We start from the raw sequence: 26,984 nt of genomic DNA on the forward strand, positions 1-26,984 counted from the left end.
GACAGGGGCGGCATTTCAATTACCTGCGGGGTTATGGCGATCTACGAGAGTGCCCGCAGCTTCGCCTTCACCTCGAGAAAATCCCGCCATGCCAGCTTCTTGTGCGCCGGCGTGCGCAGGAGATAGGCCGGATGCAGCGTCGGCATGGCCGGGATGGCGATGCCGGAGGCCGTGGTGTGGACGCGCCAGTTGCCGCGCAGCCGCAAAATGCCTTCCGAGGTGTTGAGCAAGGTCTTGGCCGACGGGCCGCCGAGGTTGACCAGCACCTTGGGATTGACCAGTTCGATCTGCCGCTCGATGAACGGCCGGCAGATCTCGGTCTCGTGCGGCGTCGGCGTGCGGTTGCCCGGCGGCCGCCACGGGATGACATTGGCAATGTAGACCGAAGTGCGGTCGAGCCCGATTGCGGCCAGCATGCGGTCGAGCAGCCGGCCCGAGCGGCCGACGAAGGGCAGCCCCTCGATGTCCTCGTCGCGGCCCGGCGCTTCGCCCACCAGCATCACCTCGGCGTCCGGGTTTCCGTCGGCGAAGACCAGGTTCTTGGCGGTGGCCTTGAGATTGCAGCCGTCGAAGGCAGCCATGTGCTGGCGCAACTCCTCCAGGGTCGTTGCCGTTGTCGCCAACTGGCGCGCAAGCGCCGCCTGGGCTTCGTCTGGCACCGCGGCGACCGATGAACGCGCCGGGGGCGCATCAGGCACCTTGCTTGCATCCAGTCCCGGCGGTGCCGCTGGCCGCTCCGGCGCCTTCTCTTCGGGAGGTGGCGCCACCAGCGCCGGCGCGCGCTCGACAGGTCTCGGCGCCGCCTCGGCGAAGCGATTTACCGGGGCGTCTTCCAGCGCCTCGTCGACACCGGCGCTGGCATAGAAGGCCAGGATGTCGGCAATATCGGTCGGGCTGTTGGGGGACGCGGCAGTCATGGCGCGCACATTCGTCCGCATGACTGCATTTTGCAAGACCGGCCGCTTGCCCTATCCGGTCGGGATGCGCGGATCCTGCACCAGATAGAAGGTCCATCGCGGCGTGTAATCGGTCATCAGGAACTCGAAGCTGACGGTCTTCAGCGGGTCGACCTTGCCGTCCTTGAACAGCAGCCGGTCGTAAGGCTCGAACTCCCGGTCGAAATCGGCGAAATTGCTCGACCAGATATTGTCCGGCGTCTTGTTGCGTTGGTCGAAGGAAAGCCCGTCTCCAAACACGCTCGGCTGATCCAATACCTCCTGGAGCTCGAACTGGAATTCGATCCAGGCCTGGCCGCTGTTGTTGAGCACGTTGATGCGCATATACATGATGCCATTGGCGAATTCGCCCGCCTTGCCGAATGTCTGGATCGGCTTTGTCGTGCGGATGGTCAGCGTCACCGGTGTTGCCGAATTCAGCTCTTCGGTGATGACCAGCGGATCGTCCTTGGTTCCGATGCCGGAAGCTCCGGTGATGCGGAAGCCGCCGAGCTCGTCGGAGAAGGAATAGGCGCCTGTCGCCCAGACCTTCACCTCGTTCGCGGCGGCGTGACCCGGTGCCGCCACCAGAAGGGCCAGAAGAATCGCCCGGCGGACCCGGCCGGGCGGGAAAAGAAAGCGCGTCGAAGAAAAGCCCGCTGGCCCAGGAATGCGCATGGCCGGAAGTATGGCCGATAAGCAAGCCGCCGAACAATCAAAAAACGCAGGCGTGGCCGGTCTCGCCGGGCGCAAATGGCTGCCCTGCCGCAAGATGCGCGACTTTTTGGCCAAATCCGCATTGTCACGTCTGCGCCGGTTTCCTGTCGCCAATTGATGCGCTATGCAGCGCAAGAGCCAGCAAGATACGCGACAGCGGCAAGCCAGTGCGGAGGGGTTGATGAGCGATATCGAACGCGAAAGCATGGAATTCGACGTGGTCATCGTCGGTGCCGGTCCGGCCGGCCTTGCCGCGGCCATCCGCCTCAAGCAGGTCAATCCCGAGCTTTCCGTCGTCGTGCTGGAAAAGGGCGGCGAGGTCGGCGCCCATATCCTCTCCGGCGCCGTCGTCGATCCGATCGGCATCGACCGGCTGCTGCCCGGTTGGCGCGAGGAAGAAGGTCACCCGTTCAAGACGCCGGTCACTGCGGATCATTTCCTGGTGCTCGGCCCTGCCGGCTCGTTCCGCCTGCCCAACATATTGATGCCGCCGCTGATGAACAATCACGGCAACTACATCGTCTCGCTCGGCAATGTCTGCCGCTGGCTGGCTGGCAAGGCCGAGGCGCTCGGCGTCGAGATCTATCCGGGCTTTGCCGCTGCCGGCCTGCTCTACAATGAGGAGGGCGCCGTCACCGGCGTCGTCACCGGCGACATGGGCGTCGAGAAGGACGGCACGCATGGCCCGGGCTTCGCGCCGGGCATGGCGCTGATGGGCAAGTACGTGCTGATCGGCGAAGGCGCGCGCGGCTCGCTCGCCAAGCAGTTGATCGCCAAGTACAAGCTTTCCGACGGCCGCGAGCCAGGCAAATACGGCATCGGTCTCAAGGAACTCTGGCAGGTCAAGCCGGAGAACCATCGGCCGGGCCTGGTCCAGCATTCCTTCGGCTGGCCGCTCGACATGAAGACCGGCGGTGGCTCCTTCCTCTACCATATCGAGGACAACCAGGTGGCGGTCGGCTTCGTCCTCCACCTCAACTACAAGAACCCGTACCTGTCGCCCTTCGAGGAATTCCAGCGTTTCAAGACCCATCCGGCGATCGCGGGCACGTTCGAGGGCGCCAAGCGGATCGGCTATGGCGCGCGCGCCATCACCGAGGGCGGCTGGCAGTCGGTGCCGAAACTGTCCTTCCCGGGCGGCGCGCTGATGGGTTGCGCTGCCGGTTTCGTCAACGTGCCGCGCATCAAGGGCTCCCACAATGCAGTCCTGTCGGGCATGCTGGCGGCCGATCATGTCGCCGAGGCGATCGGCGCCGGCCGTGCCAATGACGAGCTCACTTCCTACGAGCAAGCCTGGCGCGCGACCGATATCGGCAAGGATTTGAAGAAGGTTCGCAACGTCAAGCCGCTGTGGTCGCGCTTCGGCACCATCGTCGGCGTCGGTCTTGGCGGCCTCGACATGTGGCTGAACACGCTGTTCGGCATCTCGCCCTTCGGCACGCTGAAGCACGGCAAGGCCGACTATGCCACGCTCGAGCCCGCCGCCCAGCACAAGAAGATCGCCTATCCGAAGCCCGACGGCGTGCTGACCTTCGACCGCTTGTCCTCGGTGTTCCTGTCCAACACCAATCACGAAGAGAACGAGCCGGTCCATCTGCTGGTCGGCGATATGGAACTGCAGAAGCGGTCCGAGCACGATGTCTTCGCCGGGCCTTCGACACGCTATTGCCCGGCCGGCGTCTATGAATGGGTCGACAAGGACGGCAACGCCGTCGCCGATCCGGCGGCGAAAGACGTCCGCTTCGTCATCAACGCGCAGAACTGCGTCCACTGCAAGACTTGCGATATCAAGGATCCGAACCAGAACATCAACTGGGTGCCGCCGCAAGGCGGCGAGGGTCCGGTCTACCAGGGCATGTGACGTCGCGCGGCCGGCGGTTTCGGCCTCGGCGGCAGAAAATGTGGGTGGGGGGCCGGCTGCGAGGGCATGCAGGTCAGCAGACCGTTGAAACGGCCGCCGGTCTATGGTTCCCTTCTCCGGGGATAGGGAGAAGGCCGATGCGCCGCATAGTTCTGACATGCCTCGTCGCCATTGGGACGCTGTGTGCGCCTCAGGCCTCGGCCGGCACCAGGGCAGTCATCCAGACGCGGACCTACGACGTCACGGGAGGCTCGGGCGCCGCCCTCATCGACGCGATGGACAGACAAGGCCCCCGGCACGGCTTCATGACGCACGCCATCGCCACAACCTCCTATACCGTCGACTGGGATCTCGACGCCGGCCAGGGCAACGGCTTCTGTCGGATGCGAGGGGGCAATGGCACGCTGAATCTTTCCTACACCTTCCCGCGCCTTGCCTCACCCGCGACGCCGGCCCTGAGGAGGCGCTGGAACAGGTTTTTCGCAGGTGTTCGCGCCCATGAGGAAACACATGGGCGCATCGCCAGGGAGATGATGCGCGCTACGGAAAGGTCGATAACCGGCCTGCGGGTCGCCAACGACCCGTCCTGCCACAAGACGCGCCGCGAGGCGCGGCTGCGCATCCAGGCGATCTATGCCGAATATGAGGCCAAACAAAACGCCTTCGATCGGCGTGAACACCGCAATGGCGGCCATGTCGAGCATCTGATCGCTGCCTTGACCGGAAAACCTTGAACCAGGGCAATTCCAGGAAAAGTGTAAAGCGGTTTTCCCGGGAAAGCGCCGCAGCGGTTTCCCTTCGGAATTGCGTTGGAACAAGGGACCAGAGCCCTCGCCATCGCGGGACCTTGCCGCCAGCCCCGCTCGATTGGCGTGTCAGCTTTGCGGCTTCACCGACAAGTCGCTCGCCGCGAGCGCGGTGGCGTGGTCATTCTCAGGCTGCTTGTCGTCTGGCCTTAGCGTGAACTCGACAAGCACCGGCAGATGATCGGAGCCGGTGTCCTCCAGCCGCTTCGAAGACAGGATCGTCAAGCCGCCCTTGCTGAACACCTGGTCGATCGGCAGGCCCGCATAGCGGCGCAGGACGTCGGGCAGTGTCCGGTGGATCCAGGTCGGCCCGGCCGAAGGCATAAGAGTCAGCCCGCCGAAAGCCGCGACCCGCCGCACCGCCGCACTCCACGGCACGGCGTTGCAATCGCCGGCCATGATCGCGGTCTCGCCCAACCCGGCCAATGTCTGCGCCAGTTCGCCGATCTGCCAGTATTGCTCCTTCGGCCACGGCCAGCTCAAATGGATCGCGGCGACATCGACGTCGATCCCGCCGAAGTCGATGGTGGCGGTTGCCATCGCGCCGCGCGGCTCGCAGCGCGGTGTGGTGCCGGCCACGACCGGCGGGCGCGACAGCAACGCCACCCCGAACATGCCGTTCGGGTAGGGGCACAGGATACGGTAGGGATAGGCGCTGGCGATGTAGCCAAGCTCGGTCGTCCACATCTGCGACACCTCATCGAGGGTGATCACGTCCGGGTTGGCGCGGCCGATCAGGGAGAGCACTTTCTTCGGCGTCGGGTTGTTGAAGCGCAAATTCATCTGCAGCAGGCTGTAGACAGCCTGATCGGCGGGCTTGGCAACCGCCGGCTGCGGCCAGAGCCTCGGCAGGGCGCTTGCCGTCGTGGCCAGGCAGGCGATGGCAAACAGCAGCCCCGCTGCCGCTTGCAGCCGAAACGAGCTGGCAAGCAGCGGCAGTGCCAGAAGCGCCATGAGCACGCTGAAGTGAATGCGGAAATGCGAGAAGGAATCGAAGGCCGGATGCAGCGTGCCGAAGAATCCGGCCAACAGCGCGGCCGATAGCGCGGTCATCGCCAGGAATGCCAACCCAGCCATCATTTTCAAGCGCGCGCCTGTCATCATCGAGGTCGTGTCTGCCGAATGCCGCCTGACGATCCGTTCCATCTGCTTATCGGCCCAATTGTCGCCCGGGCAAGACGACGAAATGCATCGCCCAGGCGCTGCGGCGGCCTATTGGAACGCTGTCTCCGAAAAGCTCCGGAGCTTGCGCGAATGCAGCCGCTCCATCGGCATCTCGGCCAGCTTCTCCATCGCCCTGATGCCGATGGTAAGGTGCTGCGCCACCTGGCGCTTGTAGAACTCGGTCGCCATGCCAGGCAGCTTCAACTCGCCATGCAGCGGTTTGTCGGAAACGCACAGCAGCGTGCCATAGGGGACGCGGAAGCGGAAGCCATTGGCGGCGATCGTCGCCGATTCCATGTCGAGCGCGATGGCGCGCGACTGCGACAGGCGCTGCACCGGTCCACGCTGGTCACGCAGTTCCCAGTTGCGGTTGTCGATGGTGGCGACCGTGCCGGTGCGCATGATGCGCTTCAGATCGTAGCCGGACAGGCCGGTGACTTCGGCGACCGCTTCCTGCAGGGCAACCTGGATTTCCGCCAACGGCGGAATCGGCACCCAGACCGGAAGGTCGTCGTCCAGCACGTGATCTTCGCGCACATAGGCATGCGCCAGCACATAGTCGCCGAGCGCCTGGGTGTTGCGCAGCCCGGCGCAATGGCCAAGCATCACCCAGGCATGCGGCCGCAGCACGGCGATATGGTCGGTGATCGTCTTGGCATTGGAAGGGCCGACGCCGATGTTGACCATTGTGATGCCGCCATGGTTCGGCTTTTTCAGGTGATAGGCCGGCATTTGCGGCAGGCGCTGCGGCCCAACGCCTTCGCTGGGCGCGTTCTGCCCGGCTTTGGTCACGACATTGCCCGGCTCGACGAATTCCGCGTAACCGCCGCCGCCCTTCTCCATCAGGTCGCGGGCGCGGGCGACGAACTCGTCGATGTAGAACTGGTAGTTGGTGAACAGCACGAAGTTCTGGAAATGCTGCGGGCTGGTGGCCGTATAGTGGGTCATGCGGTGCAGCGAATAGTCGATGCGCTGCGCCGTGAACGGCGCCAGCGGCCTTGGTTCGCCGAAGGCCACTTCGAACGTGCCGTTGGCGATCTGGTCGTCGGTGCCGTCGAGATCCGGCACGTCGAACAGGTCGCGGATCGGCCGCTCGATGCGCTCCGCGGCGGCTCCGTCGACGTAAGTTCCCTCCAGGAAGGCGAAATGCAGCGGAATGGGCGTGGTCGATTCCGAGACCGTGACCGAGACACCGTGGTTGCGCATGATCAGGCGCAGCTGTTCGACCAGATAGCTCTCGAACAGGTGCGGCTGCGTGATCGTGGTGGCGAAATGGCCGGGTGTCGGCATATGGCCGTAGGCTTGGCGCGAGTCGACCTGGGTAAAGGAACTCGTGGTGACGCCGATCTCGGGATAGAAGGCGCGGTAGCGCTTGCTGCTGTCGCCGCCGGCGGCCGCCAGGGCCGCGAAGGCGTCGCGCAGGAACTTGGTGTTGCGGTCGTAAAGCAGCTGCAGTGCGGCAACTGCTTTTTCGGCGCTGTCGAAGCTTTGCCGGCCAAAAGGCTCCGGCATGACGACAGATTCGATGGCTTGGGGGTAGATTCGCTTTTCCATGGCTCAATATAGAGACTTGGACGAGCGGTTGGGAGGGGTGTCGCTGCCGAAGGCGCTCAAAGCGGAATTTTTCTTTATCCCCGCTGCAGGCTGACCAGCAGAACGAAACCCACGCCGGACTTCCTCAGGGCCGGCGCCTCGATCGTCGAGCCGGTGCCGCTACGCATCATCGGCACCGCCAGGACCGGCGCGGCCAGGAGCACCAGGATAAGCGCCGCCCGCGGCAGGAGCCGAAGGGTCTTGAGAGTGTTGGCGGCGATGCGGGTCATGATGTCTGAGCTTTCGAGGTCCGGGTTTCTTTGTTTCAGTGGCGAAGGTTGGTCGGGCAGGCGAGGCGGCATAGTCTGGTGGCTTCATCCCAGGAGCGGGGCGAACGGCCCGCTTCGGCGACGAGGATGGCGAAGAACATTCCAAACAGGCTCATCAGCAGGCAGACGATGGCGAAGCGGCGAGCAAGCATTGGGTCGTGTCTCCTTCAACGCGCTGGAGAATGCCCCAATGCCTCTGAACCGGCTCTGATGCCGGTGTTCATCTGCGGTTCAAATTGATTGACGGGATCTGGGCGGGTCGCCGGCGTGCGCGGCTACCGGCAGCGGGGGGCAAGAGCCCCAGGGCTTGACGTGCCGATGAAACGAAAACGGGGCCCGTCGGGCCCCGTCAGGATGTCACAAGGATAGGCTGATCAGAGCCTGTGCCAGGTCTGGCTCTTGCAGATCAGTCCGCCAAGCACGCAGCCGCTCATCTTGAGCGCGGTGCCCGACAATGTCGCCTTGCCCGAATAGGTCTTGTCGTTTGCAGGATCGGTGATGCTGCCGGCATATTTGTTGTCGCCCGCCGCCTTGAGCGAGCCGATCGTCTTGCCGGCATATTTGCCCGATTTGAGCGTGATGGAAAACGAGTCGCTGCCTGAAATGGCAGCGGTATCCCCGGCTTGCGTTTTCCAATTGCCCTCGATCGGATCGGCCGACGCCGCACCCGCCATGATCAATGTGGCTGCAAGAGCCAGGCTCACTTTTCGAAACATATCTTGCTCCCTTTGGATAGCCGGCCGAATTCTCCGCCTCGCCGGTCTGCCGCTTACGCAAACGTAAGCTAATCCAGCTCCTGGCAAAACAAAAGCGGTGCCGCTGCGGAAGATCTTGGCATTTCAAAGCCCCCTGAATTGACGCCGTCGGCGAGGAAATGAAAACGACCGGCGCGTCCTGTTTGTTTCCCGTGGTTAGCGGAGTGTTGATCGAGGCTCGGAAAATTTTCGTCGAATTTGACGAAAATCGGCTGAATTGCTGGCTTCGTATCCTTAACGAATTTCCACGTTTACCTATTGTTTTAGCTTTGTTTTCCTCAAATTAAGCACGCCATTTAACGGCGGATTCAAGCCTGATCGGCATTCTCGAAAGCATCGAAAGAGCGGCCCGGACAAGACGAACGGAGGCAGCTCTCGGGAGCCAGACAGGGGACTAAAATGGCACGTTTTGAAATGCTTGAAGCAGGTTTCGGCGCCATGGGAGCAACTGCCCAGGCCGACATTCTTTTCGAACTGGGCATGATGTATGCGACCGGTCGCGATTGCGAAACCGACGTCGTTGCCGCCCACAAATGGTTCAACATCGCCGCCATCAAGGGCTCGGCCCGTGCCGCGGAACTGCGCTCGGAACTGTCGGCCGCCATGTCGAAGGTCGAGATCGCCAAGGCGCTGCGCGAAGCCCGCGAATGGATGACCATGCACTAGATTTCCGGCAGGCGGGGACGCTCCGGCCAAGACCGCTCCAAGACGGTCGGGCCAAAACAGGGACAAGGCTGCGCAGACAGCCAGGCCACAGGCCATGAACGACAAGAATGCGGCAGCCGGACAGGCCCAAGCCGTGCGACGGACCATGATCCCGAAAAGAATCCGTTTCTTCGGATCATGGCAGGGACGACAGGGAAGGCCACGTTGGGGTTCGCGGCGCGGGGGCGCTGGGGAAACAGCCCGATAGGCAAACAGCCACGACCAGCCGGAACAAGGCTGGCGTGGCTTTTTGCGTCGATGAGGGTCCGCAGGCCCAATCGAGTGGCGCCAATGCGCCTAGACAGGCCCAATGAAGGATGAAATTGTCCCGCCTCTCTGGAAGAAGCGCGGCCGGGGCGGCCGCGCGTGAGTGGAGGAGTTCTATTGCCATGAAAAAAATGAGTATTTTGAGCGCGGCCATTTTCGGCCTGATGATGAGTGCGCCGGTGGCATTCGCCGACGACATCACCGTTTCGGTGGTCGGCCCGATGACCGGACAGCTCGCCACCATCGGCGACCAGTTCAAGCAGGGCGCACAGGCCGCCGCCGACGCCATCAACGCCGCCGGCGGCGTCAACGGCTCGATGATCAAGCTCGACATCGAGGACGACCAGTGCGATCCCAAGCAGGCCGTGTCGGTCGCCAACCGCATCGTCGCCAACGGCGTCAAGTTCATCGACGGCCATGCCTGCTCGGGCTCGAGCATTCCCGCTTCGGCCGTCTATGCCGAGGCCGGTGCGCTGATGATGAGCCCGGCTTCCTCGAACCCGGTGCTGACCGACGCGGCCGCCAAGGCCGGCTGGCCGACCATCATGCGCCTCTATACGCGTGACGATGCACAGGGCGCCTTCATCGGCCCGTGGATCGCCAAGAAATATGCCGGCAAGAATGTCGTCATCCTGCACGACAAGAGCGCTTACGGTCAGGGCGTGGCCGATGCCGTCAGGGCGACCATGAACACTGGCGGCCTCAAGGAAGTCTATTATGACGCCATCAATCCCGGCGAGAAGGACTATTCGGCGCTCGTCACCAAGCTGAAGGATCTCAAGGCCGACGTCGTCTATTTCGGCGGCTACCATCCTGAAGCCGGCCTGATCCTGCGTCAGTCGGCCGAACAAAACCTGAAGTTCCAGCTGATCATGCCGGACTCCATCGCCTCGCCGGAATTCTGGCAGGTTGCCGGCCCGGCTGGCGAAGGCACCATGTTCGTCTTCCCGTCGGACCCGCAGGCAAAGCCGGAAGCCAAGGCCGCTGTCGAAAAGATCAAGGCCGGCGGCTTCGTGCCGGAAGGCTTCACGCTGTTCTCCTACGCCGTGGTCCAGGCTTTCGCCGAAGGCATCAAGCGCGCCGGCAGCGACGATCCGGCCAAGGTTGCCGAAGCGTTGAAGAACGGCACGCCGATCAGCACCGTTGTCGGCGACGTCACCTTCGACGAGAAGGGCGACCTCAAGAACGCCAGCTACGACATCAACCAGTGGCATGACGGCAAGTACGCGCCGATCGCGCAGTAATCTCGGGTAGTGATGTAATTCAAGGAAATGGCCGGGATTTCACCCCGGCCATTTTGTTTGCCGTTCGCGAAGCGTTCCGCTCATCGGCCCGCGGCAGCGGTCTGGGCGCTCTGTTCCTCTACGAACCGCACCAGCACAGTCCCGTCGGTGACCTGCGCCCCTTCCGCGGCGATCTCGGCAACCACCGCGTCATGCGGGGCGGCAATGGTGTGCTCCATCTTCATCGCCTCGAGGATCAGCAACGGTTGCCCCTTGATCACCGCGTCGCCCTTAGCCACGCGCACCAGCTTGACCAGCCCGGGCATCGGCGCGCGCAGGCTGCCGGAAGCGGCGGCCGCGTCATCGCTCCGTGCCAACGGGTCCGTCACCGCGAATGTGTAGCCGACGGCGCCTTCGAACACCGTGATGTGGCCAGGCCAGCGGGCAAGGCGCGGAGCGGCGCGAAAATCATGCGAATTGGTGCTGTCATAGGGCGCATCGAGCGCCACCTGGAAGCGCCCGTCCGGCCGCACTGAAACCTTTGCCAGTATATCGGCCTCGCCGAACTTCAGCCGCGTGCGCCGCGCCACGCCGTGGAAATGCGCGTAGCCGGAAAGCGACGACCATGGGTCGTTCGATGGCGGCAAGGCTGCTGCGCCGGAGGCGGCAAGGGCTGCTGCCGAGACGATTTCGCCGGTCGGCGGCGCGACGCCGGTCAGTGCGGCCTGATGTCTGCCGATCAGGCCGGTGTCGACGTCACCAGCACAAAAGTCGGGATCGGCGGCAAGGGCGGCAAGGAAGCCGGTGTTGACGGTGGAACCGGCGATTTCGGTCCGCGACAGCGCCGCGCCGAGCGCTTCCAACGCTGCTTGCCTGTCCTTTGCATGAACCACCAGCTTGGCGATCATCGGATCGTAATAGGGGGAGATGGCATCGCCGGCCCGCACGCCGGTTTCGACGCGCATCGTGGCGCCCTCGCAGGCCGCCTCAGGGAACTTCAGATGATGCAGCGTGCCCGTTGCGGGCAGGAACCCCTTTGCCGCATCCTCGGCATAGATGCGCGCCTCCAGGGCATGGCCGGTCAGCGCGATCTCGCTCTGCGTCTTCGGCAGCTTTTCGCCGCTGGCAACCCGCAGCTGCCACTCGACCAGATCGGTGCCGGTGACCATTTCGGTGACGGGATGCTCGACCTGCAGGCGGGTGTTCATCTCCATGAACCAGAAGCGGTCGGGCTTGAGGCCTTGCGAGGCATCGACGATGAACTCGATGGTGCCGGCGCCTGAGTAGCCGATCGCCTTGGCGGCCTTCACGGCGGCTTCCGTCATCGCCTTGCGCAGCGCCGGCGTCATGCCGGGGGCAGGGGCTTCCTCGATCACCTTCTGATGGCGGCGCTGCGCCGAGCAGTCGCGTTCGTAGAGATGCACCGCGTTGCCGAAATTGTCGCCGAACACCTGGACTTCTATGTGCCGTGGCTTGTCGACATATTTTTCGACAAGCACGCGGTCGTCGCCGAAAGCAGCCTTTGCCTCGCGCCGGGCGCTGGACAGCGCCTCGGAGAAATCATCGGGATGTTCGACGCGCCGCATGCCCTTGCCGCCGCCGCCGGCGCGCGCCTTGATCAGCACGGGATAGCCGATCTCGCGTGCCTTGGAGGCGAGCAGCACGATCTCCTGCGCTTCGCCATGATAGCCTGGAACGACGGGAACGCCGGCTTTCTCCATCAGCCGCTTGGCGGCGTCCTTCAGCCCCATGGCGCGGATCGAGGCCGACGATGGGCCGATGAAGGTGAGCCCCGCCGCCACCACCTGGTCGACGAAATCAGGATTTTCCGACAGGAAGCCGTAACCGGGATGGATGGCTTGCGTCCCCGTCGAAAGCGCCGCCGCGACAATCCGGTCCCCCCGCAAGTAACTCTCACCGACCGGCGAGGGGCCGATGTGAACGGCCTCGTCGGCCATCTCGACATGCAGGGATTTCGCGTCGGCGTCAGAATAGACGGCGACGGTGTGCACGCCCATCTTGCGGGCCGTGCGGATGACACGGCAGGCGATCTCGCCCCGATTGGCGATCAGGATCTTGCTGAACATGGAGCCTCCGTAGCCAGGCCTTGCTGAAAGCGACGCAGGCGTTCCTTCGCGCCCCCTCTGGGTCGCAAACCTATATGGATAGGCTTTCCGTTTGCCGGATGCTGCCTTGCAGTTCGGCACTTGATATAGAGCGCCCCCTTACCAAGGGAGCGCTCTACGAGCGAAGCGCATGTGCCTATTTCGATGCCGAGATCGCGCAGCCGCCACTTGCGGTCTTTAGCTTCCAACGCGTCAATCCAGCCTGGCAGTTGCGCAGCGCCATCTCCTCCGCGGCCTTCTGGGAAGGTGCGTTGAGCTTCGTCCCGCAGATGATGTAGAGGTCGACGACTCGCGAATAAAAGGTCGTGGCGTAGGCCGAATGACCGCTCGCCGCAACGTAGCCCTTGTAGGCAACGTTGCATTCGCCCGAGCCCACGGTCGGCGGAAAATGCACGTCTCCCTTGCTTCCTGCGAGTGATCCGGCCTGGCCGGCGCCAGCTGTGGTGAATATTAGTATGGATGCAAGTATCGAGGCAGCCATCCCCCGGCAATATTTCAGTTCCATTCCCACCCTGTCCCCATTGCATTGCACGGGACAAGCAGTAGCGAATATTTTGTCTCGACGCCAGTTCGCCAGCGGAGATTCGACGCTGCCTATGCTGATGAATCGATTGGTCCATACAGTTCAACCCTTCCGGAGCGCAGCAACGGTTCGCCGGTATAGTTCCGCCGTATGCTCGTCGAAGCAGCAGAAGATGACGGTTTCGGGCATGGGTTTCTCTTCAATGATCATGCTGACAGTGCCGACGGCGATTTCGGTCGCCTCAGCCCTGGGGTAGCGGTAAACACCGGTCGAGATCGCGGGAAACGCCACCGAACGGCAATCATTGGCAGTCGCGAGTTCCAGCGACCTGCGATAGCAAGAGGCCAGCAGTTCGGCTTCGCCCTTGCCGCCGCCCTGCCAGATCGGCCCGACAGTGTGGATGATATGTCGAGCCGGCAGCTTGTAACCCTTGGTGATCTTGGCGTCGCCGACCCTGCATCCGTTCAACATCCGGCATTCGACCTCGAGCTCACGACCCGCCGCGCGGTGGATGGCGCCATCGACTCCACCGCCGCCGAGAAGCGAGGTGTTGGCGGCATTGACGATGGCGTCGACATCCAGCTTCGTGATGTCCCCGGTGTGAATGCGGATCCTGTTCAACGCCTTGCTCATCTCACATCCTGAACACGCCGAAACGCGTGTCCTCGATCTCGGCGTTGAGCGACGCGGAAAGGCTGAGCGCCAGCACGTCGCGCGTCTTCGCCGGATCGATGATGCCGTCGTCCCAGAGGCGGGCCGACGAGTAGAGCGGATGGCCCTCATGCTCGTATTTCATCAGGATCGGCTTCTTGAATTTCGCTTCCTCCTCGGCGCTCCACTCGCCGCCCTTGCGCTCGATGCCTTCGCGCTTGACCATGGCGAGCACGGTTGCCGCCTGTTCGCCGCCCATCACCGAGATGCGCGCATTCGGCCACATCCACAGGAAGCGCGGCGAGTAAGCGCGGCCGCACATGCCGTAATTGCCGGCGCCGAACGAGCCGCCGATGATCACGGTCACCTTCGGCACCCTGGCGGTGGCAACCGCCATCACCAGCTTGGCGCCATCCTTGGCAATGCCGCCGGCCTCGTATTTCCGGCCGACCATGAAGCCGGTGATGTTCTGCAGAAAGACCAGCGGGATCCCGCGCTGGCAGCACAGCTCGATGAAATGCGCGCCCTTCAGCGCGCTTTCGGAAAACAGCACGCCATTGTTGGCGATGATGCCGACCGGCATGCCGTGGAGATGGGCAAAACCGGTGATCAGCGTCGTGCCGTAATTCTGCTTGAACTCGTCGAACTCGGACCCGTCGACGAGGCGCGCGATCACCTCGCGCACGTCATAGGGCTGGCGCAAATCGGTCGGCACGACGCCGTAGAGTTCATCCGCCGGATGAAGCGGCGGAATCGATCTCTGTAAGTTTAGGCTTACGGTCTTGTTCCGATTCAGGTTTTTGACTATGCGCCGGCAGATGGCGAGCGCATGTTCGTCGTCCATCGCATAGTGGTCGGCAACGCCAGAGAGCCGCGTATGCACATCCGCGCCCCCCAGATCCTCGGCGCTGACGTCCTCGCCGGTGGCCGCCTTCACCAGTGGTGGGCCGCCGAGAAAAATGGTTGCCTGGTTGCGCACCATGATCGTCTCGTCCGACATCGCCGGCACATAGGCGCCTCCGGCCGTGCAGGACCCCATGACACAGGCGATCTGCGGTATGCCGGCAGCCGACATGTTGGCCTGGTTGTAGAAGATGCGGCCGAAATGCTCGCGGTCGGGAAACACCTCGTCCTGGTTGGGCAGATTGGCGCCGCCGCTGTCGACCAGATAGATGCAGGGCAGATTGTTCTGCAGCGCGATTTCCTGCGCGCGCAGATGCTTTTTCACCGTCAATGGATAGTAGGTGCCGCCCTTCACCGTGGCATCGTTGACGACGACCATCACCTCGGTGCCCTCGACCCGGCCGACGCCGGCGATCATGCCGGCCGAGGAAATCTCCTCGCCATACATCGACCACGCCGCGAACTGGCCGATCTCGAGGAAGGGCGAACCAGTGTCGAGCAATTGTGCCAGGCGTTCGCGCGGCAGCAGCTTTCCACGCGAAATATGGCGCTCGCGCGCCTCCTCCGAGCCGCCGCGCTCGACGGTCGCGGCCTTTTCGGCGATGTCGGCGACCAGCGCGCGCATGCGATCGGCATTGGCGCGGAAGATGTCGGAGGAGGGGGAGATCTGAGTCTGCAGGACGGCCATGCTCACACCCCCTCCGCCATGATCTCGCGGCCGATGAGCCAGCGCCGGATTTCGCTGGTGCCGGCGCCGATCTCGTAAAGCTTGGCGTCGCGCAGCAGCCGGCCGGTCGGATAATCGTTGATGTAGCCGTTGCCGCCCAGCAGCTGGATGGCGTCCAACGCCATCTGCGTCGCCTTTTCGGCGGCGAACAAAACACAGCCGGCGGCGTCCTTGCGGGTGGTCTGGCCGCGGTCGCAGGCGGCCGCGACGGCGTAGACGTAGGCGCGCGCGGCGTTCATCACCGTGTACATGTCGGCAAGCTTGCCTTGCACCAGCTGAAACTCGCCGATCGGCTGGCCGAACTGCTTGCGTTCGTGCACATAGGGAATCACCACGTCGAGGCAGGCTGCCATCAGGCCGATCGGGCCGCCGGCGAGCACCGTGCGCTCATAGTCTAGGCCCGACATCAGCACCTCGACGCCGCGTCCTTCCTCATGCAGCAAATTGTCGAACGGTACCTCGACATTTTCAAACACCAGTTCGCCGGTGCTGGAGCCGCGCATGCCGAGTTTGTCGAGTTTCTGCGCCACGGAGAATCCCGTCATGGCCTTCTCGACGATGAAGGCGGTGATGCCGCGCGATTTCCGCTCCGGGTCGGTCTTGGCATAGACGACAAGCGTATCGGCGTCCGGGCCGTTGGTGATCCACATCTTGGTGCCGTTGAGCACATAGCGGTCATTGCGCTTTTCGGCGCGCAGCTTGAGCGAGACGACGTCCGAGCCGGCGCCGGATTCAGACATCGCCAGCGCGCCGACACGCTCGCCCGAACACAGCGGCGGCAGGAACTTTTCCTTCTGCGCCGGCGTCGCCCAGCGGTTGATCTGGTTGACGCAGAGGTTGGAGTGGGCGCCGTAGGAAAGACCGACCGAAGCCGACGCGCGGGAGATTTCCTCCACCGCAATCACATGGGCGAGATAACCCATGCCGCTGCCGCCGAACTCGGGATCGGCGGTGATGCCGAGCAGGCCGAGTTCGCCGAGCTCGCGCCACAGATGCGCCGGAAATTCGTTCTGGCGGTCGATATCGCCGGCGATCGGGGCGATCCTGTCCTGGGCGAAGCGCCGCACCATATCGCGCAGCGCCTCGATGTCCTCGTCATACCCGAAGCTGAGCGTGTTGGTGTACATGGCGTTCCTCCCGCCGCATGACCCCGAAAATCGACTTCGATTTTCGGAAAGGATCATGCGCAAAATTCAAGTGCTACAGCGTCCTTTGCACGTCCGAGGGACGTGCGGCGCTGCAGGTATCCATCCTCGCGCCAACCAGGCGCATTGTCATCGAAAGATATGTCGCCGTCACTTCAGAGACCGACAGCCGCTCGCCCGGGCGAAACCAGACGATGACGCCGGTCATCATCTGGATCAGCGCCATGGCCGTCAGACCGGTGTCCTCGATGCTGAAGTCGCCGGCCTCGGCGCCTTCGCGCAAGATGCTGCGCAGTTCCTTTTCGTAGGCTGTGCGCATGCGCAGGATCTGTGTCAGCCTGTCGGGCGACAGGCTGCGCAGTTCCATGTTCGACACATGCGTGGCATGCCGGCGCTCGATGTGGAAAGCGATGTGGTTGCGCACATAGGCCGCAAGCTGCTCCGCCGGATCTGCATCGGTTGGCCTCGCGTGTTCCCAGGCCTGGCGAAGCCCCTCCATGTGCTCGCGCATCAGCGTGAACAGCAGGTCTTCCTTGGTCGGGAAATAGCGGTAGAGCGCGGCCGCCTGCACGCCGACCTCGGCCGCCAGCCGCCGCATCGACATCGCCTCGTAGCCATGGCGTGCGATCAGGTTGACCGCCGCTTCGCGGACTGCCGCCTCGGTTCGCTCGCCGTCGGATCCCGTGGTGCGCGCCATGATCGCCTCATCAAGCTGGCAATAATAAAACGAACGTTCAATTAATTCAAGAGTGTCGGACTAGTCAAGTAATGCGCATGCGCCTATGCGACGATTTTGAAATCTCCAGGCGCGGTCCAGGTCTCGATCTCCTCGACATCGACCCGCGAGACTGAAGCGCCCGCCGGGCCCTGCCAAAGCCGTTCGATCATGGACGAAACCGCCGTTTCGGCGCCAGCGAGCCATGCCGTTACCGTGCCGTCTCTTTCGTTGCGCACCCAGCCCACTAGCCCAAGCCCTGCCGCTTCGCCTCTCGCCCAGATCCTGTAGCCGACGCCTTGCACCCTGCCGTGTACGCGGGCCTGCACGGCCCTTTTCCGATCGTTCATCGTGCGCTCCCTTGCATAGAGTCTGGCGCAGGATCGAGCGAAGGCAACTGGCTTGAGGGGGACTATCGAACAGAAGCCGAGGCTTGCTCGTAAGATGGATGACTTGATCCAATAAAAAGTTGACTTGATCAACTTTTACGCAATGATCCACCGATGTGGAATCTCAGGGAAGGCGCATGACATGCCAGCCGATCGGAGTGCCTTGGTCCGCGATCTCAGATGCTTCAACCGGTTCTATACCGGCCTGGTCGGGCTGCTCGACGAAACCTTGACGCACAGCGCCTTTACGCTGACCGAGGCGCGGGTGCTGTTCGAACTGGGCCGTCGACCTGGCCGTATTGCTGCCGCCCCTGGCGGCACGGCAGGCTTTCTGGCACGGGCGTTTCAAACCGATTTCGGGCCAGCAGCGTCCGGCATTGCCAGGGAACTCCAACTGGATCCGGCCTATGTCACGAGAATCCTTAGAAAACTCTTTGCCGCGGGCTTGACCGAAATGCGCACCGTCCCTGGGGCTCTGCGCGGTCGCGTCCTCTCGCTCACCGTTCGCGGCCAGGCCGCGCTTGCCACACTCCAGGCAGCCGCGGATCGCGATCTCACCCGCCTGACCGTGGACCTGGGCGACGAGGAAGCGGCCGAGTTGTCGGATATATTGGCACGCGTCAGGCACCTGCTAAGCGCAGCGCCAGCATCCGAACGCAGCTGAATTGCCTAGTTCCCCCGCGCCGCCGCCAGCGCGCCCGGCAATTCCTCGGCAAAGATATCCAGTTCGTGGTCGAGGCCGACGCTGACGCGAATGCAGCGGTCGAGTCCTGGCGCCATCGGCTTGCGGATGAACACATCACGTGACAGCAGACCTTGCAGCACTTTCAGCGCGAAGGGGCCGTCATGGCCGCAGTCGATGGTGACGAAATTGGTCGCCGAGGCCAGCGGCTTCAACCCGTTCTGCTCGGCGATATCAGCGATGCGCCGGCGCCCGGCAGCCACCCGCGCCACCACCGTCTCGAGATAGGGCTGGTCGGCGAGTGCCTCGACGCCGGCGATCTGCGCCATGCGGCTGACGCCGTAATGGTTGCGGATCTTCTCGAAGTCGCGGATCACCTGCGCCTCCGCAATCGCATAGCCGCAGCGTATCCCGGCAAGCCCATAAGCCTTTGAAAAGGTTCGCATGCGGATGACATTTGGTCGCGAGATGTCGATCGGCGGCAGGGCCGAGGCCGGCCCCAATTCGCCGTAGGCCTCGTCGAGCACCAGCATGGTGGTCTCAGGCAATGCCTCGATGAAGCGGATCACCTCGTCCGCTTCCCACCAACTGCCCATCGGATTGTCCGGGTTGGACAGATAGACCAGCGGGGCCTTCTCCTTGACGGCCGCCTTAAGCAAACCATCCAGGCTTTCGCGGTCGTTCTCGTAAGGGACTGTCACCAGCCGCCCGCCGACGCCGGCAATATGGAAGTTGAAGGTTGGATAAGCGCCGAGCGAGGTGACCACGGCATCGCCAGCCGCCACATACATGCGCGCCACCAGGCTGAGCAGCCCGTCGATGCCTTCGCCGACAACGACGTTCTCGATCGCCACGTCAAGATGCGCGGCAGCCGCGACCTTCAGCTCGTAATTGTCGGGATCGCAATACATCCACTGGTCGCGCGCCACGCGCTCCATGCGGGCGATGACCCGTGGCGATGGGCCAAAACTGCTCTCATTGGCGCCGATGCGGGCACGAAAAGCCCGCCCGCGTTCACGCTCCTGCGCTTCCGGGCCGACAAAAGGCACGGTCGAGGGAAGTGCTGCGATAAGCGGCGAAAGGGCAGGGCGCAGACGCATGGGGGAAGCTCGCTTGGAAAGGGCCTCCTTGCTAGCGTGACCAGCCTGGCCGTGCAAGCACCCTGCGATCTGCAGCCGTAACGCCGGATTCCGTCGCCTCTTTTTGCTAGCGAAGGACCATGAACAATCGTCTGCCGCCTGCCTGGTCGAAGCATCAGAAAATTTCGTCCGGACCGAAATCACCCATCCGAAAGCAAGCCCACTACCCCGTGCACAGGCTGATGATGCATTGCTCAGGCAGGCTGTCGAATTGCATCGGGCAAATCGGTTGCTGGATGCGGAGGCACTTTGTCAGCGCGTATTGGCTCATAAACTGGACATCCTTTGCGCTCGGCCTAGACCAGATGGCCATTCGGTTTGTTGAGCGAGTGGTAAAAGAGGTCCCTCAAAATCTGCACTACCATTTGACACTGGGTGAGACCTATTTGAAGGTCTGCGAGCATGTGCATGCGATGAGGCATTTTGAACGTGCTTGCGAGCTGAATGCCGACTGGGTTGAGGCGCTTTGCGCGCTGGTCGCGCCTACGCCGAATTCGGCAAGGCCGACATCGTGGCGCCGCCTTATGAGAAAGCGCTCAAGATCGACGGCGGCCGTCCCGCTATCCGGATGGGGCTGGCCAATGCGCTTGTGAGTCTCGGCCGGATGGTTGAGGCGACATGGCCTGATTGATCTGATTCGAAGTCTGCAGGGCATAGGGTGGCGGAGAGGATGGGATTCGAACCCACGAGAAGCTTTTGACCTCTACTCCCTTAGCAGGGGAGCGCCTTCGACCACTCGGCCACCTCTCCGTTGCGCCGCTGGATAAAGAAAAGCGCCGGCACAATCAACAAGCCCCGGCCATTATCTCTGAAAAAGAAGTCATTCTGTCGAAAAATAATCGCATGCCGCGCCGTGGCTTTCCCAGCGGCGGCGGTTCTGCGGCGAATCCCTGGCACGTGATTCGTCGCCTCGCCTTGATTCCGTCAGCCGGTTGCCGGATGTGCCCGTGAATATGGGGGTTAGGGCGGCCCTGATGGTTAACGAGTGCTTTGAGTTGGGCCAAATCGCGTCATTTGTGCAACAACGCTGGGGGATAGCAGCCGAACAGCCCTTTCGTCCGTAGGCCAGGCTGTTCGCCGCCATCAGGAGCCGCAGCGAGGATGCCTACAGGCTTTCAGTCTTCCTGGTCGACAGCGGCTGCCGTCTCGGCGGGGCGCTCGGACTGATCTTGAACGACATCCAGGAACATCGCGTTTCCTTCTGGATCACCAAATCCGGCCTCAGCCGCGCCATTCCGATGACCGAACGGGGTCAGGCGGGCGCGGCGAAGCCAGCGAAAGCGTCAGGGAAAAGCTCAAAGGCAAAATAGTTCCAAAGGCCTGTATATACTGTCATGGTGACCTCAGGGCCAGATCTGGTCTTAGGGTTTACTTTGTTTGGTGTCTGCGCTCAGCCCGATCGAGGAAGGTCGCTATATCGCCGGGCAAGCTGCCAGTTTCGAGGAAAGGGGCGTGGCCCTGGCCCTCGACCGCGATCGCTTCCATCATCGGATGGCGCTGGCGCATCTGCTCCAGAGTTTCAGGCGACAACAGCCTGGAATTGGCGCCACGGATAGCGAGCAGGGGAATGGCTGCCAACGCCTCGAACTGCGGCCACAGCGCCGGCAATGGCTGTGACAGGTCAAGATTGGCGACCATATCGACCAGTTTCGGATCAAAATCCGGCAACAGCCCTTGATCCGTCTCACGGTAGAGCGCTCCCACCATCCGCGTCCAGTCGGCGTCGGTGAGCTTGGAAAAATCCTTGCCGTGAACGCTGCGCTGGGCATCCATCGCCTCGGTGAAGGTTTTCGGCTTCGACGTGCGTTCGAGATAGGACTGGATGTGGGCGAGGCCGGCCGGCTCGATCACCGGCCCGATGTCGTTGAAAACAATGGCTTTCAGCACGGCCGGGCGCAGCGCGCCAAGCACATGGATGATCAGCCCGCCGCGTGAGGTGCCGATGAAGGCCGCCCCCTCAATGCCAAGCGCGGCCAGCCCGGCAAGGATGTCGCTGGCCTCGACGCCGACATTGTAGTGGCTGACATCGGGATCGTAGGCCGACTGTCCGCGTCCGCGATAGTCGAAGGCAACCACTTGGCGCGGTACCGGCGATCGCGTCGAAAGATAAAGTGCCAGCTCATGAAAATCCCGCGCGTTGCGGGTCAGGCCGGGCAGGCAGATGACCGGCCAATGTCCGGGCTTCGCTTCGCCATAGAGGCGGGCATGAAGTCTCAGCCCGTCTGGCGCTACGTAGAAGAAGTCGGGAAAACCTCCGGTGCTCGACATCTGAAAGGACTCCCTGTCTGGATCGTCTGCGACTGCTACAGACGAGGGCAGGGATGGTCAAATAGAAGGAGCGACGCTCGGTCGCCTCTCAAGCCGTCAGCGTCCTCAGTTGCGCCCGTTCACGAGGTCGCCGACAATGTCGTATTTGCCGGAAATACGCATCTTGTAGACCTCGTAATTCTCCATCACGCGCTGCACGTAACTTCTTGTTTCCGTGTAGGGAATCCGCTCGATCCAGTCCACCACCGCATCGATGTCCTTGCCGCGCGGGTCGCCGTATTTCGCCACCCACTGGCTGGCCCGGTTGGGGCCGGCATTGTAGCCGGCGAAGGTCAGCACGTAGGAGCCGTTGAAGCGATCGAGCTGCTCGCCGAGGAAGGCCGAGCCGAGTGTGGCGTTGTAGCCGGCGTCGGTGGTCAGCCGTGCCTGCGAAAACTGCAACCCGGCCTTCTTCGCCAGTTGCTTGGCGGTTCCCGGCATCAGCTGCAGCAGCCCGCGCGCGCCGGCGCTGGATACGGCACCGATGTTGAATTCGCTCTCCTGGCGGGCAATCGCATAGGCAAGCGCCTTGCCCGAGCCGGAAATATTGGCCGAATCAGGAATGACGCCGAGCGGATGCGACAGCGCGCCGACATCGATGCTGCGCGCGCCGGCGATCTTGCCGACCTTCAGCGCCATGAAATGGTTGCCCTGCTTCTCGGCAAGGACAGCAAGCAGCGCCAGTTCGCCTGGGCTGGTCAACTGGCCGGCGAGGTCGCGATAGAGCGTTTCGGCATAGCGATCATAGCCTGCCTCCTGCAGCCGCTTGATCGCGCTGACCGCCTCGCGGCCGGCAAAATTCTGCCGGTCGGCGGCACTGGGCATGGGATAGACGATGTTGAGCGCCTGCCGGCCGACACGTTCGGCGGCAAGCTGCCCGTAAAAGGTCGTACCATAATTGGCGGCGCGCCCAAAATAGTCCTTGGCGCTGCCGGGACCGCCGACTTCCGCGGCACGGCCGAGCCAGTAATAGGCGCGCGACAGGGTCATCGGCCCTTGGGCAAGGTCGGCGATGCGCGAAAAATGCGTCGCGGCAAGCTTGGGGTCGTTGAGGCCACGCAGCGCATACCAGCCGGCATGGAACTCGGCCTCGGCCGCATTGGCTGCACTTTCGGCGGCATGCGTGGCGACAATCGTGTACGCCGTCTTCATGTCGCCTTGGTCAACCAGTTCGCGCGACAGCACCCGGCGCTCGACCCACCAGGCGTCCGGGTCGACCAGAGCCTCGCGGTCCGTCGGCGCCTTCATCACCACGGCGGCGGCGCCGGCAAAATCCTCCAGCTTGCGCAGATACTCGGCCTGCGCGAAGAAATAGCCGGCAGAACGCTGGGATGCCGGGACCGCCTTCAACAGCTTCAACGCATTCCTGTCGCCTCTGTCGGCCGCGGCCCAGGCCTCGGCAAACTGCTGGGCGCCGGCAAGACCGGCAATGCGCAGCGCGGAATTCACCCGGTCGGCATAAAACATACGGTCCATGCGAAAACGGTGGTCGGCGGCAGGGATAAGACCGCCGAATTCCTTGATCAGCGACGTCTCGTCCTTGGCTTCCAGGATCGTGGTGCGCCAAAACGGCGACAGCACCGAGCGTGCCGCCTTGACATTGCCCGTCGCCACATAGGCGCGGGCGAGAACCATGACGCCTTCGAATGTCTGCGGCTGGCTGCCATCGAACGCCGCAATGACGATGTCGGAAGCGGGGTTTTCTCGATAGAGCGCCCGCTCGCTGTTCTTGCGCAAGGCAATGGTGCCCGGCCAGTTGGGCAGCATCTTCGCGGCGGCGGCGATGTCGCCGCTCGGAACCTTGTCGCCGCCGTATAGTGCGATCGCCCAGGCCAGTATGTGGTGGTCGAGCGATTGAGCGGGAAGCGCATCGCGAACACCGCGAGCGCCGGGAATATCACCGGCCGCCAGCGCGTCCAGCCCGCTCTTCAGCAGCAAGACGCTGGGCGAGGGGGCCTGCTGCGCGCTGTCCTGCGGGCTCGGCATCGGGATCGCCGCGGTGGCCCGCGCATCCACGCTGCCGCTGATCGCCACACCGGGCATCAGCGCGGCGATGGCGCCAAGCAGCGCGAAGAGGTGAGGCCGACGGGTCGGCATGGTCTCGTGTCTTCCTTGGTTCAGCATTCTACCAGCAGGCGAAGATACCTCGAAGCCTAGACTTAGGTCGTGAAGGGCTCGTAAACAAAGAGTTATCAAGGCTGTTCGAATTGCGCTTGCTGGCACCATGGCAATGCTTGCCGCGCAACCATGTCGAGACTATGGTGCGCCGCTTCGCTTTCGGTTAGAAGGCGCGCACGACAAACTGATCGACAAACACCGATGCATGTCGCCCAAAAGTGGATACCGGTTTTGGGACAGCGACATGCATAAACAAACAAGTCCCAAGGAGTTGGACGACATGCTGAGAGGCTCGCTTACTGCGCTCGTGACACCGTTCGAAAAGAGCGGACGTTTCGACGAGAAAGCCTTTCGCGCCTTTGTCGAATGGCAGCTCGCGGAAGGCACGACGGGTCTGGTTCCCGTTGGCACCACTGGCGAGTCGCCGACACTGTCGCACGATGAGCATCGCCATGTCGTCAAGGTCTGCATCGAGGTGGCCAAGGGCCGTGCTCCGGTCGTCGCCGGCGCCGGTTCCAACAACACGGCGGAAGCCGTCGGCCTCGTGCAGTATGCCGAAAAGGTTGGCGCCGATGCCGCCCTGGTCGTCACGCCCTATTACAACAAGCCGACGCAGCGCGGCCTCTACGAGCATTTCGCCGCCGTCGCCAGGGCGACCAAGCTGCCGATCATCATCTACAACATCCCGCCGCGTTCGGTGATCGACATGATGCCGGAGACGATGGGGCGGCTGGCTCACGACTTCAAGAACATCGTCGGCGTCAAGGACGCGACCGGCAAGGTCGAGCGTGTGTCCGAGCAGCGCATGACCTGCGGCAAGGATTTCATCCAGCTTTCCGGCGAGGACGCCTCGGCGCTCGGCTTCAACGCCCATGGCGGTGTCGGCTGCATTTCGGTGACTTCGAACGTCGCGCCGCGGCTGTGCGCCGAATTCCAGGAGGCGACGCTTTCCGGCGACAGCGCCAAGGCGCTGGAATTGCAGGATCGTCTCTTGCCCCTGCACAAGGCGATCTTCCTGGAGCCCGGCGTGTCCGGCGCCAAATACGCGCTGTCGAAGCTGGGCAAGGTCGAGAATGTGCTGCGGTCGCCGCTGGTCACGGTCGAGGAATCGACCGCGGCGAAGATCGATGCGGCCATGAAGCACGCCGGCTTGATTAATTAGCGAGCCCGTTTGGAAACTCTACTCCTGCGGCCAACTGAAGGCGCCACCTGCGCTTCCGGTGCTCACGTACTATATGTACGCTCCGCTCCGGTTCTCGGTGGCACCATCATCTGACTCGCAGGAGCGAGTTTCGAAACGGACTCTAGACGTTATGAATCAAGTCAGAAAAGCCGATCCCAACAACAAGACCGTTGCGGAAAACCGCAAGGCGCGGTTTTCCTATGAGGTGCTCGACACGATCGAGGCCGGCTTGGTGCTGACCGGCACCGAGGTCAAGTCGCTGCGCCAGGGCCAGGCCAACATCCAGGACAGCTACGCCTCGGTCGAAGGCGGCGAGATCTGGCTGATCAATTCCTATCTGCCCGAATATCTGCAGGCCAACCGCTTCAACCACGAGCCCAGGCGGCGGCGCAAACTCCTGCTCAACAAGCGCGAGATGGCCAAGCTGTCGCAGAGCGTCGACCGCGAAGGCATGACGCTGGTGCCGCTGAAAATCTATTTCAACGACCAGGGCCGCGCCAAGCTGCTGCTCGCCGTCGGCCGCGGCAAGAAATTACACGACAAGCGCGAGACCGAGAAACAGCGCGACTGGTCGCGTGAGAAGGGCCGGCTCTTGAAGGAGCGTGGGTGAGAGACATCAGGCGGTAGCCCTCGAAAAGCCAGTTTGGCTTCCAAATTTCGGGCAAGCGCAATCGGCAGATACCAGAGGGGATCGCTTTGAAGAACCGGATCATCCTCTGGGGATTGATGAGCCTGGCGTTTGCAGCGATGGCGGTGGCCGGCGGCTTCTTCTACTTCCACACCTATTCTCCCGACCGTAGCAAATATCCGGTCAGAGGCATCGACGTCTCGCATCATCAAGGCCAGATCGACTGGCGGCGCGTTGCCGCCGACGATGTCGCCTTCGCCGTCATCAAGGCGACCGAGGGCGGCGATCATGTCGATCGTGCTTTTGCCACCAATCTACGTGAGGCCCGCGCGGCCGGCCTTGCCGTAGGCGCCTATCATTTCTTCACCTTCTGCCGGCCCGGCGCCGACCAGGCGAAGAATTTCATCTCGGTGGTACCGCACGATCAGCCCTTGCTGCCGCCGGTCGTCGATGTCGAGTTCGGCGGCAACTGTCCGCAGCGCCCGTCGCCCGAGCAACTGAATGCTGAACTCCAGGCTTTCCTCGGACCTGTCGAGCAGGCATTCGGCAAGACGGCGATCGTCTATCTGACCGATGAGGCCGAGGCTGCCTATGCCGGGCAGATCGCCGCTCGCCCGCTCTGGCTTCGCTCGCTGCTGGTGGAACCTGACCGCCACGACTGGATCTACTGGCAGTACCACAATCGCGGGCGCATAGACGGTATCGAGGGTGACGTCGACCTGAACGTTCTGCAGGGCGGGCCGGAGAAATTGGCGGTGCTGCTTGCGCCGGCGCATTGAGGAGTGAATCTATATCTTCAGGAACGCCGCGATCTCGCTGAAAACGCTGACGAACATCGCCTCGGTCAGCACGCCCGTATTGGTGTTGTAGCGTGAGCAGTGATAGCTGGAAAACAGCGTGATGCCACCGGCCGGCAACTGCCCGCCATGCCTGAATGGATAGGCGGCGACGCGCTCGCCGAGCGCCCGCACGGTCGACTGGTGCGCGATCGATCCGAGCGCCAGCACCGCGCGTAGCTTGGGAAAGCGTGCAATCGTCGGCACCAGGAAGCTGCGGCAGGTCGAGATTTCGGCGCCGACAGGCTTGTTCTCCGGCGGCACGCAGCGCACGGCATTGGTGATCGCCGTGCCGACAAGCTCCAGCCCGTCATCGGGCCGCGCCTTGAACTCACCGCGCGCAAAGCCGTGCGCGATCAGCGTCGAGTAGAGCAGGTCGCCGGCATAGTCGCCGGTGAAGGGGCGGCCGGTGCGGTTGGCGCCGCGCAGACCGGGCGCCAGCCCGACGATCAGAAGTTGGACGGTGTCCTCACCCTGCGGCGGCAGGAAGGTCGGCACCGGCGCGTTGAACCATGACGGCTCGCGTTGCCGCCACTCGGCGATGAAGTCATGCAGCCGCGGGCAGAGGGGGCAGTCGCGGCTGGGTTCGGAAGCGAGGAGGGCGGTCAAGGTGCCCG

Annotated in this window: 28 protein-coding genes, 1 tRNA gene and 1 pseudogene; 11 read left to right on the forward strand and 19 right to left on the reverse strand. The window is 63.1% G+C overall.

Annotated features, from left to right (window positions below; translation table 11 throughout):
• Positions 1-41: 41 nt before the first annotated feature.
• Both FJV80_RS02620 and FJV80_RS02625 read right to left on the reverse strand, forming a co-directional pair.
• A complete protein-coding gene (locus FJV80_RS02620; RefSeq protein ID WP_179295756.1) occupies positions 42-917 on the reverse strand; it encodes a uracil-DNA glycosylase in 876 nt (291 codons plus the stop codon).
• A 51-nt stretch (positions 918-968) separates the two neighbouring features.
• Positions 969-1,613 carry a hypothetical protein gene (locus FJV80_RS02625; protein ID WP_095770750.1) on the reverse strand — a complete coding sequence of 215 codons (645 nt, stop codon included), beginning with the start codon at positions 1,611-1,613 and terminating at the stop codon, positions 969-971.
• On the opposite strand from FJV80_RS02625, the gene FJV80_RS34405 reads away from it, so the two are divergent.
• The 3 genes from FJV80_RS34405 to FJV80_RS02635 all read left to right on the forward strand — a co-directional run bounded on the left by FJV80_RS34405 (position 1,606) and on the right by FJV80_RS02635 (position 4,247).
• Positions 1,606-1,770: a hypothetical protein gene (locus FJV80_RS34405; RefSeq protein WP_185975116.1), complete on the forward strand. Its 165-nt coding sequence runs from the start codon at positions 1,606-1,608 to the stop codon at positions 1,768-1,770. The genes FJV80_RS02625 and FJV80_RS34405 overlap by 8 nt on opposite strands.
• 63 nt (positions 1,771-1,833) lie before the next feature.
• Entirely contained in the window at positions 1,834-3,513 is a 1,680-nt protein-coding gene (locus FJV80_RS02630; RefSeq protein WP_142875470.1) for an electron transfer flavoprotein-ubiquinone oxidoreductase, read from the forward strand.
• Positions 3,514-3,650: 137 nt separating this feature from the next.
• Entirely contained in the window at positions 3,651-4,247 is a 597-nt protein-coding gene (locus tag FJV80_RS02635; protein ID WP_095786506.1) for a DUF922 domain-containing protein, read from the forward strand.
• Between the two features lie 141 nt (positions 4,248-4,388).
• Here the strand turns inward: FJV80_RS02635 and FJV80_RS02640 are convergent, their stop codons facing one another.
• The 5 genes from FJV80_RS02640 to FJV80_RS02655 all read right to left on the reverse strand — a co-directional run bounded on the left by FJV80_RS02640 (position 4,389) and on the right by FJV80_RS02655 (position 8,061).
• Entirely contained in the window at positions 4,389-5,465 is a 1,077-nt protein-coding gene (locus FJV80_RS02640; protein WP_246688884.1) for an endonuclease/exonuclease/phosphatase family protein, read from the reverse strand.
• A 66-nt stretch (positions 5,466-5,531) separates the two neighbouring features.
• On the reverse strand, positions 5,532-6,995 hold the full coding sequence (locus FJV80_RS02645) for an AMP nucleosidase (protein ID WP_245318004.1): 1,464 nt from the start codon (positions 6,993-6,995) through the stop codon (positions 5,532-5,534).
• A gap of 116 nt (positions 6,996-7,111) precedes the next feature.
• Positions 7,112-7,306 (reverse strand): hypothetical protein, encoded by a 195-nt coding sequence (locus FJV80_RS02650; RefSeq protein WP_095770747.1) that lies wholly within the window; start codon positions 7,304-7,306, stop codon positions 7,112-7,114.
• 35 nt (positions 7,307-7,341) lie between these two features.
• Entirely contained in the window at positions 7,342-7,497 is a 156-nt protein-coding gene (locus tag FJV80_RS34410; protein ID WP_179300980.1) for a hypothetical protein, read from the reverse strand.
• 222 nt (positions 7,498-7,719) lie between these two features.
• Entirely contained in the window at positions 7,720-8,061 is a 342-nt protein-coding gene (locus tag FJV80_RS02655) for a DUF2147 domain-containing protein (RefSeq protein ID WP_095770746.1), read from the reverse strand.
• A gap of 438 nt (positions 8,062-8,499) precedes the next feature.
• On the opposite strand from FJV80_RS02655, the gene FJV80_RS02660 reads away from it, so the two are divergent.
• Both FJV80_RS02660 and FJV80_RS02665 read left to right on the forward strand, forming a co-directional pair.
• Positions 8,500-8,766: a sel1 repeat family protein gene (locus tag FJV80_RS02660; protein WP_010915070.1), complete on the forward strand. Its 267-nt coding sequence runs from the start codon at positions 8,500-8,502 to the stop codon at positions 8,764-8,766.
• A gap of 428 nt (positions 8,767-9,194) precedes the next feature.
• Positions 9,195-10,316, forward strand: coding sequence for a branched-chain amino acid ABC transporter substrate-binding protein (locus FJV80_RS02665; protein WP_027046653.1), 1,122 nt, complete (start codon positions 9,195-9,197; stop codon positions 10,314-10,316).
• Positions 10,317-10,396: 80 nt separating this feature from the next.
• Here FJV80_RS02665 and FJV80_RS02670 read toward each other — a convergent pair whose 3' ends face one another.
• The 7 genes from FJV80_RS02670 to FJV80_RS02700 all read right to left on the reverse strand — a co-directional run bounded on the left by FJV80_RS02670 (position 10,397) and on the right by FJV80_RS02700 (position 17,435).
• On the reverse strand, positions 10,397-12,382 hold the full coding sequence (locus FJV80_RS02670) for an acetyl/propionyl/methylcrotonyl-CoA carboxylase subunit alpha (protein ID WP_142875471.1): 1,986 nt from the start codon (positions 12,380-12,382) through the stop codon (positions 10,397-10,399).
• 175 nt (positions 12,383-12,557) lie between these two features.
• On the reverse strand, positions 12,558-12,926 hold the full coding sequence (locus FJV80_RS02675) for a hypothetical protein (RefSeq protein WP_142875472.1): 369 nt from the start codon (positions 12,924-12,926) through the stop codon (positions 12,558-12,560).
• A gap of 120 nt (positions 12,927-13,046) precedes the next feature.
• Positions 13,047-13,577 carry an O-acetyl-ADP-ribose deacetylase gene (locus FJV80_RS02680; protein WP_095786502.1) on the reverse strand — a complete coding sequence of 177 codons (531 nt, stop codon included), beginning with the start codon at positions 13,575-13,577 and terminating at the stop codon, positions 13,047-13,049.
• 1 nt (position 13,578) lies between these two features.
• Positions 13,579-15,186 (reverse strand): carboxyl transferase domain-containing protein, encoded by a 1,608-nt coding sequence (locus tag FJV80_RS02685; RefSeq protein WP_095786501.1) that lies wholly within the window; start codon positions 15,184-15,186, stop codon positions 13,579-13,581.
• Between the two features lie 2 nt (positions 15,187-15,188).
• Positions 15,189-16,352, reverse strand: coding sequence for an isovaleryl-CoA dehydrogenase (locus FJV80_RS02690; protein ID WP_095770740.1), 1,164 nt, complete (start codon positions 16,350-16,352; stop codon positions 15,189-15,191).
• A gap of 73 nt (positions 16,353-16,425) precedes the next feature.
• Positions 16,426-17,067: a TetR/AcrR family transcriptional regulator gene (locus tag FJV80_RS02695; protein WP_142875473.1), complete on the reverse strand. Its 642-nt coding sequence runs from the start codon at positions 17,065-17,067 to the stop codon at positions 16,426-16,428.
• A gap of 83 nt (positions 17,068-17,150) precedes the next feature.
• Positions 17,151-17,435, reverse strand: coding sequence for an acylphosphatase (locus tag FJV80_RS02700; protein WP_142875474.1), 285 nt, complete (start codon positions 17,433-17,435; stop codon positions 17,151-17,153).
• 181 nt (positions 17,436-17,616) lie between these two features.
• Between FJV80_RS02700 and FJV80_RS02705 the strand changes: the two genes are divergently transcribed.
• Positions 17,617-18,138 (forward strand): MarR family winged helix-turn-helix transcriptional regulator, encoded by a 522-nt coding sequence (locus FJV80_RS02705; protein ID WP_142875475.1) that lies wholly within the window; start codon positions 17,617-17,619, stop codon positions 18,136-18,138.
• Between the two features lie 5 nt (positions 18,139-18,143).
• On the opposite strand, the gene FJV80_RS02710 is transcribed toward FJV80_RS02705, so the two are convergent.
• Positions 18,144-19,256, reverse strand: a complete 1,113-nt coding sequence (locus FJV80_RS02710) for a pyridoxal phosphate-dependent aminotransferase (RefSeq protein ID WP_142875476.1) — start codon at positions 19,254-19,256, stop codon at positions 18,144-18,146.
• A gap of 505 nt (positions 19,257-19,761) precedes the next feature.
• Between FJV80_RS02710 and FJV80_RS34905 the strand changes: the two genes are divergently transcribed.
• The gene (locus FJV80_RS34905; RefSeq protein WP_245318002.1) at positions 19,762-19,926 is read left to right on the forward strand and encodes a hypothetical protein; all 165 of its coding nucleotides are present in this window, start codon (positions 19,762-19,764) and stop codon (positions 19,924-19,926) included.
• A 28-nt stretch (positions 19,927-19,954) separates the two neighbouring features.
• On the opposite strand, the gene FJV80_RS02720 is transcribed toward FJV80_RS34905, so the two are convergent.
• A tRNA-Ser gene (locus tag FJV80_RS02720) sits at positions 19,955-20,045 on the reverse strand.
• Positions 20,046-20,362: 317 nt separating this feature from the next.
• Between FJV80_RS02720 and FJV80_RS34910 the strand changes: the two are divergent.
• Positions 20,363-20,551: pseudogene (locus tag FJV80_RS34910) on the forward strand (site-specific integrase); the annotation flags it as partial.
• Positions 20,552-20,663: 112 nt separating this feature from the next.
• Here the strand turns inward: FJV80_RS34910 and FJV80_RS02730 are convergent.
• Together FJV80_RS02730 and FJV80_RS02735 are read right to left on the reverse strand one after the other, a co-directional pair.
• Complete coding sequence (locus FJV80_RS02730) at positions 20,664-21,563, reverse strand: alpha/beta hydrolase (RefSeq protein ID WP_095770735.1); 900 nt, start codon at positions 21,561-21,563, stop codon at positions 20,664-20,666.
• A 105-nt stretch (positions 21,564-21,668) separates the two neighbouring features.
• Positions 21,669-23,699 (reverse strand): lytic transglycosylase domain-containing protein, encoded by a 2,031-nt coding sequence (locus tag FJV80_RS02735; RefSeq protein WP_142875477.1) that lies wholly within the window; start codon positions 23,697-23,699, stop codon positions 21,669-21,671.
• A gap of 301 nt (positions 23,700-24,000) precedes the next feature.
• Between FJV80_RS02735 and dapA the strand changes: the two genes are divergently transcribed.
• From dapA to FJV80_RS02750, 3 genes are all read left to right on the forward strand, one after another.
• Positions 24,001-24,882, forward strand: a complete 882-nt coding sequence (gene dapA, locus FJV80_RS02740; protein WP_095786869.1) for a 4-hydroxy-tetrahydrodipicolinate synthase — start codon at positions 24,001-24,003, stop codon at positions 24,880-24,882.
• A gap of 151 nt (positions 24,883-25,033) precedes the next feature.
• On the forward strand, positions 25,034-25,513 hold the full coding sequence (smpB, locus tag FJV80_RS02745) for an SsrA-binding protein SmpB (RefSeq protein ID WP_006202221.1): 480 nt from the start codon (positions 25,034-25,036) through the stop codon (positions 25,511-25,513).
• Positions 25,514-25,599: 86 nt separating this feature from the next.
• Positions 25,600-26,310 carry a GH25 family lysozyme gene (locus FJV80_RS02750; RefSeq protein ID WP_142875478.1) on the forward strand — a complete coding sequence of 237 codons (711 nt, stop codon included), beginning with the start codon at positions 25,600-25,602 and terminating at the stop codon, positions 26,308-26,310.
• A 9-nt stretch (positions 26,311-26,319) separates the two neighbouring features.
• Here FJV80_RS02750 and FJV80_RS02755 read toward each other — a convergent pair whose 3' ends face one another.
• Positions 26,320-26,976 carry a uracil-DNA glycosylase gene (locus FJV80_RS02755; RefSeq protein WP_142875479.1) on the reverse strand — a complete coding sequence of 219 codons (657 nt, stop codon included), beginning with the start codon at positions 26,974-26,976 and terminating at the stop codon, positions 26,320-26,322.
• Positions 26,977-26,984 lie beyond the last annotated feature (8 nt).

Source organism: Mesorhizobium sp. WSM4310 (assembly GCF_007003935.1).
In the GTDB taxonomy this organism is placed as follows: Bacteria; Pseudomonadota; Alphaproteobacteria; order Rhizobiales; family Rhizobiaceae; genus Mesorhizobium.